Genomic DNA, 10,744 nt, shown 5'->3' with positions numbered 1-10,744 from the left:
CCCGCTCGACCGCCCGCGACCGCCATGCGGCCCCGCGAAGGGCCCCATATCGTGCCGCGACCCGGTGCATGGAACGATTTGCGACCCTTCGCGGGGCCGCATGGCGGTCGCGGGCGGTCGAGCGGGCGGGCCGGGCGGCCGGTCGGCTAGGCCCGCGGCGGCAGCGCCCCGGCCGCAGCGGGGGCGGCTCCGCGGAGGCGGTAGAACAGGAATGGCACCGCCGAGGCGAGGCAGCTCACGGCCGGCACGAGCGTGATCGACACGAAGATCGTGTTCTGCATCGCCGGCGTGACGACGGCGCCGTCCTGGTACCCCGCCAGCACCACGAAGAATCCGAACGCGAGAACGGCCAGCGCGTTCATGATCTTCGACACGAACGTCAGCGACGCGAACGAGATGCCGTCGTTCCGCACACCGGTTCGCGCCTCGGCGTCGTCGACGGCATCCGCGATCATCGTCGCCTGCACCACACCGAACACACCGAGCGTCAGCCCCGTGAAGAAGATGAACACCGCGAGGGCGACGATGCTCTGGAACCCCACGAGGTACATCGCAACGTAGAACACCGCCCCGGCCACCGAGCTCGCCACCATCAGCCGGCGCGCCGACATGCGTCGCAGCAGCATCGGCGTGAGGAACGACGCCAGCACCAGCCCCAGGATGATCGCCGCCCCGATGAACGTGAACAGCCCGGCGTTTCCGTAGGCGATCACGACGAACACCGCCCCGCCCGCCTGCACCACGAACCGCCCGAAGCCGAGCACCGAGCCGATCAGCACCATCAGCAGTGGCGTGTTGCGAAAGAGCTCCCCGAACAGCTGTCGGAACCTCAGCCGCGGCGCAGCGACCGCCGCAGGCCGCTCGCGCCCGAACACGAACGCGAAGAGGTACAGCCCCATTCCGACGATGGCGATCGCGAAGACCGCCCGCGACCATCCGGCCGCCGTCGTCTGCTCGGCCGGGGTCGACGCCGACCCCACGGGCACGAAGCTCAGTGCCTGCGCAAGCCACGGCATCCCGAGCGTCGCGAGCCCGAGCGAGATGGCGCCGAACGCCCGCACCCGCGAGATCACCCGGTTGCGGGCCACAGGGTCGCTGAACGCCGACCCGATCAGGCCCCAGAGCGGCACGTCGCACACCGTGTACGCGAACCCCCAGAGCACGTAGACGATGCCGAAGTACACCAGCTGCGTGGGCTCGTCGGTCGCCGGCACGGTGAACAGCAGCCCGGTGAGCACCGCGACGGGCGCCGCCGAGAACAGGATGAACGGCCGCATCTTGCCCCACCGCGTGCGCGTCATGTCGATGATGCTGCCCATCACCGGGTCGCTGATCGCGTCGAGGATCTTCGCGGCCGAGATGATCGTCGTCACCACTGCGATACCCGCCGTGGTGATGTGCGCGTACTGCAGCAGGTACACGAGCAAGAAGGTCGTGACCGTCGTCAGGATCGCGTTCTGCCCGAACCCGGCCACCACGATCGCGATGCCCTGCGTGCGCGCGGTCGGCGTGGTGGGTACAGACGGCACTGTCTGCGTGCTCATGGCTCAGCTCTCCAGGAGGATCGTCTTGATCTCGAACGGCGAGAACACCAGCTCGTCGAGATCGGCCGGCCCCGTCACACGCTCGATCAGGTCGGCCTCGCTCGCCCGCGAGTGTTCGAGGGTTGTTCGGAGCGCCGTCGTCGTCGGGTTGCCGAGACTCTCGTACAGCCGCACGATCACCCCGCGGCCGCCCTCCGCAGGCTTCAGCGTCTCGACGACGACGCCCGGGTGGTCGACGGAGGCGACGCTGTCGAACGAGACGCCCGCGGCCGTCAGTAGGGGATTGTTGAGACGGTATCCGTCGGCGATCACGTCGGCCAGGGCATCCGGAGCGAACGGACGGAAGGCATACGTGAACGTGTGCGACCCCCGGTCGGCGGTCTTGTCGGGAAAGGTGGGCGCGCGCAGCAGGTTCAGGCTGATCAGCCCGCTCTTCGCCCGGTGGCCGTACTTGGCGTCGTTCAGCAGCGCGAAGCCGCCGCGCTCGTCGGAGGTGGCGATCCACTTGTGGGCGCACACCTCGAACTGCGCCGTCGAGGGGGCGTCGAGCTCGGTCGTCGCTCGCTCGATGTGCCCGAACTGGATCTCGCACTTCGCCACCGGTCCGTAGTGCGACGGCCAGAAGTCCGCGCGCAGCATCCGGTGCTTCTCGCGCCAGTCGACGCGCGTCTCGAAGCGCACCAGTGCACTGCCGCTGCCCAGCACGATGCGCTGTTCGATCTCGCCGCCCCTCCAGGCGAAACGCTGGCTCCGGATGATCGTGGGCCCGTCGACCGTCGTCGACACGTCGCTCGGGCGGAGCGTGACGGGTGTGCGGGAGGTGTACTTCTGGCCGATGTCCCACGCGTCGAACGGCCACTGGTAGGGGTCGCGGTGCAGCGTCAGGCGGTTCAGGCCGCCGGCCGAGTGCTCGACGCCCGCGGCATCGAGGCACGAGGCGATCGAGCCGTCGGCGTCGAAACGCAGGCTCAGGATGCCGTTGGCCATCGTGTCGCGGGTGTGGCGGAGCTCGGGGAAGGGGTGCGGGCCGAGGGGGGTGAGCGCCGCGGCTGCATAGGGTTCGACGTCGGCTTCGAACCACTCGTCGCCGACCTTCGTGTATTCGCGGCGGGGGAAGGAGGTGAGGTTGATCGCCGAGGGCGCCGCCGCGGCATCCGGTGCCGCACCCGACGGCGCCGCCGCGGCATCCAGAACCCGACTCGGCCGCGGCAACCGCTCGACCAGCCGCGCGCTGTAGGCCTCGGCAGCCGCCTCGATGCCCTCGTAGGCCTCGATGGCCTCGCGGTTGACCCGCGCGATCGACGACCCGGGCAGAATGTCGTGGAAGTTGTTCAGCAGCAGCGCCCGCCAGTGCGGCTCGAGCACGCTCGTGCTGTCGTCGCCGACGATCGCGGCCAGCGCCTCGGCCTCGTGCAGCCTGCGGCCCGCGATGCGGTCGTGCTTCTTGATCTGGGCCTGGGTCGTGTAGGTGCCCTGGTGGGTCTCGAGGTAGAGCTCGCCGGTGTGCGTGTGCGGCAGTTCATCGACCTTCTCCTCCAGCCCGCGGAAGAAGTCGGAGGCCGTGCGGTACTCGACCCGCGGCAGCCCGCGCAGGTCGTGCTCCCGCCCGGTGACCTCGAGGTGCACCTCGTTCGGGCCGCCCCCGCCGTCGCCCGAGCCGAACACGAGCAGGGCGGTGTTGATCGCCTTCTCGGGGTACTGGGCGAGCCCGCGCAGCAGTCCGTCGGCGGCGCCTCGGCTGTTGTAGTCGCCCTCGGGAGGCATGTGCACGAGCACGTCTGACCCGTCGATGCCCTTCCAGACGAAGCTGCGGTGCGGGAAGACCGTGACCTTGTTCCACGCGAGCTTGATGGTCTGGAACCAGTCCATGCCGCTCTTGGAGATGATCTGCGGGAGGTTGCCGCTGTAGCCGAAGGTGTCGGGCAGCCAGCAGAGGCGCAGCTGGTCGTCGCCGACGCCGAACTCCTCCTTCAGGAAGCGGCGGCCGACGAGCGACTGGCGGATGAGCGCCTCGCCGCCGGCCAGGTTCGTGTCGGTCTCGACCCAGAACGAGCCCTGCAGCTCGATGCGACCGGCCGCGACGGCCTGCTTGACGCGGGCGTAGAGGGCGGGCTGCTCCTCTTTCAGCCAGAGCAGCTGCTGCGGCTGGCTGGTGCCGTAGAGGTAGCCGTCGTGCTCCTCGATCGTGTTCAGGGCGCGGATGTAGGTGCGCGCGGCTTTTCGGTGCGTCTCGCGGAGCGGCCAGAGCCAGGCCATGTCGAGGTGGCCGTGCCCGATGGCGCTGTACACGAAGTCGCCCTCGGAACGGGCCTCGAGCGAGGGCGCGAGGGCGATGCGTGCGCCGCGCAGGTCGCCGGCGGCGAACCGGTCGTATGCGGTTCTGAGGGCCGCGCGGAGGGACGCCTCGAGCGGTGCGTCGTCGGTGGCCCGGGCCAGCACCAGCAGGGTGAGGTAGTCGTAGTAGAGCGCGAACGCCTCGTCGTTGCGGGTCGCGATGTGCGCCCCGTGGTAGACGCCGCGGCCGATGGCGTAGAGCAGCAGACCGTTGTAGCTGACGTCGGCGAAGAGCTCGACCGAACCGTCGGCGCCGGGCTCGACGTGGTGCAGGGGGCGGTAGCGGGCTCCGGCGTGCGGGAGGTCGCCCTGCAGGAACACGGTGCTGACCGAGTCGATGACAGCGCCGTCGGCGTCGTGCACGAGGGCTTCACCACGGATGCCGAGCATCACCACCGTGTCGGGTCTGCCGAGCATCCGTTCGGGAATCGTGCCCGTCAGGCGGAGCCACGCGCAGTCGTGGGTGCTGCCCCACGCTGTGCCGGGAGCGGCGGAGGTGAACGCGTCACGATCGAGGTCGCCGAAGGGGATGGGCTCGGGCGAACGGATGATCTCGGCCTGCAGCTGCGCTTCGACGGTGTAGATGCGGCGGCGCAGGCGCCGGAGCTTCAGGTACTCGCCCGGTTCCTCCGCGCGGATGCCGAACAGCCAGGTGACGAGGTTCGCCATGTGTCGCGCGCCCTTCCGTTCGGAGGTGTGTCGCGGGGTCGCTCCGGTGCGGCTCGCGCGGTGGCCAGCTTAGCGCGGGGCGGTGACACCGGCCGGGAGGAGTGGCCCGGTCGGGCTCGGCGGCGCCGGGCGCCGCACTGCCCTGCCCTGCCCTGTGTGACACTGGAACGCATGGCCCCACCCCAGCAGCGCTCCGGACGTCTCGGCATCGGCATCGTCGGCGCCGGCCGCGTCGGCCCTGTGCTCGGTGCGGCGCTCGCGGGGGCGGGGCACGCCATCGTCGGAGTCGCGGCGGTCTCGGAGCAGAGCCGCGACCGGGCGGAGGCCATGCTGCCCGGCGCGCCCATCCTGCAGCTGCCCGACCTCATCGAGCGGAGCGAACTGGTGCTGCTCGCGGTGCCGAGCGACCAGCTGCCCGAACTCGTCGCCGGCCTTGCGACCACCGGTGCCTGGCAGCCCGGGCAGCTGGTCGTGCACACCGCGGCGAAGTACGGGATCGGGGTTCTGGCGCCCGCGCTGCAGGCCGGTGCGATCCCGCTCGCGCTGCACCCCGCGATGAGCTTCACGGGATCGAGCATCGACATCGCCCGGCTCGCGGGTGCGTACTTCGCGGTGACGGCGCCCGCCCCCGTGCTGCCGATCGGCCAGGCACTCGTGGTCGAGATGGGCGGCGAGCCGATCGTGGTGGCCGAAGCCGACCGGCCGGCCTATGCGGATGCGATCGAGACGGCGACGACCTTCTCGACGGCGATCGTCGACCAGGCGACCGGCATCCTCAGCGGGATCGGCATCGGCTCGCCCGGCCGCTTTCTCGCCCCCCTCGTGCGCTCGAGCGTGGAGAACGCGCTGCAGAGGGCCGTCGGCCCCGAAGACGGCCTCGGCCTGCCCCTCGGGGCCTGACCGCCGCGCCCGCCAGCCCCGGCCACGGGCATCCTGCGCCCCGCAACGCGAGTAACATTCTGGGGGCGTTGCGGGTCGCCCCGCACCGAGCGCGGCAGGCCCGTGCACTACGCGCCGAAGCCCCGTGCAGCAACCAGGAGGAGAACCCGTGCCGACACTCGCTGTCACGATCGCCGAGGTGCGCGCCGCCATCGCCGCCGCGAAGGAGGATGCGCGGGATCGCGGCGTCGCTGAGCCCCTCGTCGCCCTCGTTCCCACCATGGGCGCGCTGCACCGCGGGCACCTCGCCCTCGTCGAACGGGCGCAGCAGCTCGCCGACGTCGTCGTGGTCTCGGTCTTCGTGAATCCGCTGCAGTTCAGCGAGGCCGAAGACCTCGAACGGTACCCGCGCGACCTCGAGACCGACCTGGCCACGCTCGAGACCGTCGACCGCCCCGGCTCGACATCGATCGTGTTCGCGCCGAGCGCCGCAGAGATGTACCCCGACGGCAAGACGCAGACGAAAGTCTCGGCCGGCGCGATCGGCAACTCCCTCGAGGGTCGCAGCCGTGCAGGGCACTTCGACGGCGTGCTCGTCGTGGTCGACAAGCTGCTGAACATCGTGCAGCCCGACTCCGTTCTGTTCGGGCAGAAGGATGCCCAGCAGGTGTTCGTCGTGAGCCGCATGGTGCGCGATCTGAACATCCCGGTCACCGTCGAGGTCGTCGAGACCGTGCGTGAAGACGATGGGCTGGCGCTGTCGAGCCGCAACCGGTTCCTCGACGAGCGGGAGCGTCTCGCCGCCCGCGTTCTGTCGCGCACGCTCGAAGCGGCGGAATCGGCCGCCGTCAGCGGCATCGACGCCGTGATCGCCGCCGCGCAGTCGGCCGGTATGGGCGAGCCGCTCGTGTCGCTCGAATACCTCAGTGTCGTGAACCCCGCGACGTTCCTCCCCGTCGACGACGGCTACCACGGCCGGGCGATCGTGCTCGTCGCGGCCCGCGTCGGCAACACCCGTCTGATCGACAACGAGGCGGTCTACCTCGGCGGCTGACCCGGCCCACCGCGCTGACCCGGCTGCGCCGGCCCACCCGGCCCGCCGGTCTCACCGCCGATCAGCCACCACCCGTTCTCTTCGGCGGTGACGGCCGAGTACCGTCGCCCGTCTTCGGAGACGGCGACGAACTCTTCGATGCCGTCGTTCGGCAGTCGCGTCTCAGCGGTTGCTCTCACCGCTGCCCACCCGAGCTCGGGGCCGGGCGTGGGAACCGAGATCAGGAAGGAGCGGTCGGGGCCGACGATCTGCAACTCCTCGGCCAGGGCCAACCACTCGCCGTACACAGCGTCGTGCTCGGTGTCGGGGATGACCCGCAGCGGTGTGAGCGAGAGGTCGGCCACTCGGCGCCAGATGCTCCGCTCGGTCGGCAGACCCTCGGCTCCAGCGGCCGTCCGCACGCCGAGGAGCTGCAGGCCGCTTGCGGCGAGTTGACCCCGGCGTCGCTCAGCGCGCAGAGCAGGTGTGGTGAACACAGTTCACCCCTTTCTGTCGTTCGGCGATCACTGAATGATACTCAGTTAGCGCTGCAAGGCGGCGTGCTCCGCCCGCGTAAACTGGGGGCGACTTTCAAGGAGCACGCGCCGCATGAGTGAACACCCGAAGCACGCCCAGCCCGAGCCGGGCGCCGACGCGATCGATCTCGCGGGGGTCGCCGCCGCCGAGGAGCAGGATGCAGAGGCCGCAGCCGAGGCGGCCGCCGCGAGCGAGCAGCAGATCATCCGCATGGCCAAGCGTGAGCGCATGCTCCAAACCGGCCTCGAGCCCTACCCGGTCGCCGTCGCGGTCACCACCACGATTCCGGCCCTCCGCGCCGAGTACGGCGGGCTCGTCGCCGACGAGACCACCGGCGTCACGGTCGGCGTCGCGGGGCGCGTCGTGTTCCTCCGCAACAAGGGTCGGCTGTGCTTCGTGTCGCTGCAGTCCGGCGACGGGTCGCGCATCCAGGGCATGCTCTCGCAGGCGATCATCGGCGAGGAGTCGCTCGCGGCGTTCAAGGAGTTCGTCGACCTCGGCGACCACATGTTCCTGAGCGGCGAGGTCATCTCGAGCCGCACGGGCGAGTTGTCGATCATGGCCGCCGAGTGGAGCATCGCCTCGAAGTCGCTGCTGCCGCTGCCGAACCTGCACACCGAGCTGAACGAGGAGACGCGGATGCGCAGCCGCTACCTCGACCTCATCGTGCGCGACGACGCGCGGAAGATGGTGCGCACCCGCGCCGCGGCCGTCGCCAGCATGCGCCAGACCTTCGCCGACCGCGCGTTCATCGAGGTCGAGACGCCGATGCTGCAGACGATGCACGGGGGAGCAGCGGCCCGCCCGTTCTCGACCTGGAGCAACGCGTTCGACACCGAGCTGTACCTGCGCATCGCGCCCGAGCTGTTCCTGAAGCGCGCGGTCGTCGGCGGCATCGACAGGGTCTTCGAGATCAACCGCAACTTCCGCAACGAGGGCGCCGACTCCACGCACAGCCCCGAGTTCGCGATGCTGGAGGCCTACGAGGCGTACGGCGACTACAACACGATGGCCGAGCTCACGCAGACGCTGATCCAGAACGCCGCGATCGCCGTCGCCGGTGGCACGACGGTGACCTGGGCAGACGGCACGGAGTACGACCTCGGCGGCGAGTGGGACCGCATCAGCATGTACGAGTCGCTGAGCGCTGCGGCGGGCATCCAGATCACCCCGTCGACGACGACCGACGACCTGAAGCTGCTCGCCGACCGGGAGGGCATCGAGATCCACCTGCCGAACCACGGCAAGTACGTCGAAGAGCTGTGGGAGCACTTCGTCAAGGGTTCGCTGGTGCGCCCCACCTTCGTGAGGGACTTCCCGCTGGAGACGAGCCCGCTCACCCGCGCGCACCGCAGCATCCCGGGCGTCGTCGAGAAGTGGGACCTCTACATCCGCGGCTTCGAACTCGCGACGGCGTACTCCGAGCTCGTCGACCCGGTCATCCAGCGCGAGCGCTTCATCGAGCAGGCCCGCCTCGGCGCGGCCGGAGACGACGAGGCGATGAGGCTCGACGAGGAGTTCCTCCGCGCGCTCGAGTTCGGCATGCCGCCCTCCGGTGGGCTGGGCATGGGCATCGACCGGCTGCTGATGGCGCTGACCGGCCTCGGCATCCGCGAGACGATCCTGTTCCCGCTGGTGAAGTAGATGGCCGACGACGACGGGAAGGTTCCGGATGCCCGGCCGGGCGATGCGGTTCCGGATGCCGCGACAGAGCACGGTCCCTCCGACGACGACGGGCCCTCCGAAGCCGACAAGCGGCGGCGCCTCATCGCTGCCAGGCTCGTCGTCGCGGGCGTCGGCCTGACGTTCCTCATCGTCGGATTCGTGCAGTTCATCACGAAGTAGCTCTGTCACCTGCGCTGAATGCCCGGCACGGGGCATCCCGCCGAACCCTCAGGTCGGTCGCGTACCATGGAGTCACAATGACTGACGTGATCGCCGCTCTCGGCGCCCTGCTCCCGACCATCGCCATCGGGCTGCTCTTCTGGTTCGTGATGCGCGCGATCGTTCGGAGCGACAAGAGCGAACGCAAGGTGCTCGCCCGCATCGAGGCAGAAGAGCGGGCCAAGCGCGGCCTGTGACGCTCGACACCCCCTCGAACCGATACGGTAAGAGACGGTAGTCGGCAGGCGAAGGGAGCCCCTCATCAGCGGAGTCCAGATGGTGGAGATCATCATCATCGTCCTCTTCGTCATCGATTTCGGGGTTCGTGTCACGGCCATCATCGTGGTTCCCCGCAACCGTCGGCCGAGCTCGGCGATGGCGTGGCTGCTGGCCATCTTCCTGATCCCCTACATCGGGGTGGTCGTGTTCCTCATCATCGGCAGTTACAAGCTGCCGAAGAAGAGGCGCGAGAAGCAGCAGGCGATCAACGACTTCATCATCGAGACGACCGAGGGCATCGACCAGGTCTCGAACGATCATCCGTGGCCCGCGTGGCTGCGCTCTGTGGTCGAGCTGAACCGCAACCTCGGCGCGATGCCGCTCGTTGGCGGCAACAAGGCACGCCTGATCGGCGACTACTCGCAGTCGATCGCCGAGATGACGGCCGACATCAACCAGGCCACGAAGTTCGTGCACTGCGAGTTCTACATCATGTCGTACGACTCGGTGACGGCGGAGTTCTTCCTCGCCCTCGAGAACGCGGTGAAGCGCGGCGTGATCGTGCGCGTGCTGCTCGACCACATTGCCTCCCTGCGGTCTCCCGGCCACCGCAAGACGTTCCGCAAACTGAAGCAGATCGGCGTCAGCTGGCATTTCATGCTGCCGGTGCAGCCGCTGCGTGGCAGATGGCAGCGCCCCGACCTCCGCAACCATCGCAAAGTGCTGGTGGTGGATGGCCGGGTGGCCTACATGGGCTCCCAGAACCTGATCGACCGCAGCTACAACAAACGGGTCAACCGGCGGCGCGGGCTGCAGTGGCAGGATCTCATGACGCGGGTGCAGGGCCCCATCGTCAACGGCATCAACGCGATCTTCATCACGGACTGGTACAGCGAGACGAACGAGCTGCTGGTGCGGGAGACCGAGGCGATCACCCCCGGAGTCGTCTACGAGAGCGACGACGCCCTCGACTGCCAGGTCGTGCCGAGCGGCCCGGGCTTCGACGGCGAGAACAACCTGCGGCTCTTCCTCGCGCTGCTCTACTACGCGCAGAAGAAGATCATCATCACCTCGCCCTACTTCGTGCCCGACGACTCCATGCTCTACGCGATCACCACCGCGTCGCAGCGCGGTGTCGAAGTGCAGCTGTTCGTCTCCGAGATCGGCGACCAGGCGCTCGTCTACCACGCGCAGCGCTCCTACTATGAGGCGCTGCTGCGCGCGGGCGTGCAGATCTGGATGTACAAGGCCCCGTACATCCTGCACGCCAAGCACTTCACGATCGACGACGACGTCGCGGTGATGGGGTCGAGCAACATGGACATCCGCTCGTTCCAGCTGAACATGGAGGTGTCGATGATGGTGCGCGGCGCGGCCTTCGTGACGCAGATGCGCGCGATCGAAGACGGCTACCGCGCCTCGAGCCGCGAGCTCACCCTCGCCGAGTGGGAGCGCCAGCCGCTCCGCTCCACCGTGCTCGACAACCTCGCGCGCCTCACCTCCGGCCTGCAGTAACCCATTCGAGTGGGCGATTTCTGTCGGTAGGACGGGCTCGAAGCGACAGAAATCGCCCACTCGAATGGGTTACTGCAGGCCGGAGGTGAGGCGCGCGAGGTTGTCGAGCACGGTGGAGCGGAGCGGCTGG

Annotated in this window: 9 protein-coding genes; 6 read left to right on the top strand and 3 right to left on the bottom strand. The window is 69.2% G+C overall.

Annotation, left to right across the window (positions count from 1 at the left end; translation table 11 throughout):
- Positions 1-146 precede the first annotated feature (146 nt).
- Positions 147-1,544, bottom strand: coding sequence for an MFS transporter (locus C5B96_RS10875; RefSeq protein ID WP_104245389.1), 1,398 nt, complete (start codon positions 1,542-1,544; stop codon positions 147-149).
- Positions 1,545-1,547: 3 nt separating this feature from the next.
- The gene (locus C5B96_RS10870) at positions 1,548-4,547 is read right to left on the bottom strand and encodes a glycoside hydrolase family 38 C-terminal domain-containing protein (RefSeq protein ID WP_104245388.1); all 3,000 of its coding nucleotides are present in this window, start codon (positions 4,545-4,547) and stop codon (positions 1,548-1,550) included.
- Between the two features lie 171 nt (positions 4,548-4,718).
- On the opposite strand from C5B96_RS10870, the gene C5B96_RS10865 reads away from it, so the two are divergent.
- Positions 4,719-5,447: a Rossmann-like and DUF2520 domain-containing protein gene (locus C5B96_RS10865; protein WP_104245387.1), complete on the top strand. Its 729-nt coding sequence runs from the start codon at positions 4,719-4,721 to the stop codon at positions 5,445-5,447.
- Positions 5,448-5,595: 148 nt separating this feature from the next.
- Positions 5,596-6,480, top strand: a complete 885-nt coding sequence (panC, locus tag C5B96_RS10860; protein ID WP_233189147.1) for a pantoate--beta-alanine ligase — start codon at positions 5,596-5,598, stop codon at positions 6,478-6,480.
- On the opposite strand, the gene C5B96_RS10855 is transcribed toward panC, so the two are convergent.
- Entirely contained in the window at positions 6,465-6,956 is a 492-nt protein-coding gene (locus tag C5B96_RS10855; protein WP_104245385.1) for a hypothetical protein, read from the bottom strand. The two genes, panC and C5B96_RS10855, sit on opposite strands and share 16 nt — an antisense overlap.
- A 250-nt stretch (positions 6,957-7,206) precedes the next feature.
- On the opposite strand from C5B96_RS10855, the gene lysS reads away from it, so the two are divergent.
- The 4 genes from lysS (at position 7,207) to cls (ending at position 10,614) form a co-directional block, all read left to right on the top strand.
- A complete protein-coding gene (lysS, locus tag C5B96_RS10850; RefSeq protein WP_369826467.1) occupies positions 7,207-8,640 on the top strand; it encodes a lysine--tRNA ligase in 1,434 nt (477 codons plus the stop codon).
- Positions 8,641-8,841, top strand: coding sequence for a hypothetical protein (locus C5B96_RS10845; protein WP_104245383.1), 201 nt, complete (start codon positions 8,641-8,643; stop codon positions 8,839-8,841). It abuts the gene before it with no gap.
- A 77-nt stretch (positions 8,842-8,918) separates the two neighbouring features.
- The gene (locus C5B96_RS17600; RefSeq protein WP_199176626.1) at positions 8,919-9,077 is read left to right on the top strand and encodes a hypothetical protein; all 159 of its coding nucleotides are present in this window, start codon (positions 8,919-8,921) and stop codon (positions 9,075-9,077) included.
- Between the two features lie 79 nt (positions 9,078-9,156).
- Positions 9,157-10,614: a cardiolipin synthase gene (cls, locus tag C5B96_RS10840; RefSeq protein ID WP_104245382.1), complete on the top strand. Its 1,458-nt coding sequence runs from the start codon at positions 9,157-9,159 to the stop codon at positions 10,612-10,614.
- The last annotated feature ends 130 nt before the right edge of the window (positions 10,615-10,744 follow it).

The organism is Subtercola sp. Z020 (genome assembly GCF_002931235.1).
In the GTDB taxonomy this organism is placed as follows: domain Bacteria; phylum Actinomycetota; class Actinomycetes; order Actinomycetales; family Microbacteriaceae; genus Subtercola.
This window is presented reverse-complemented; position numbering and strand designations above follow the sequence as displayed.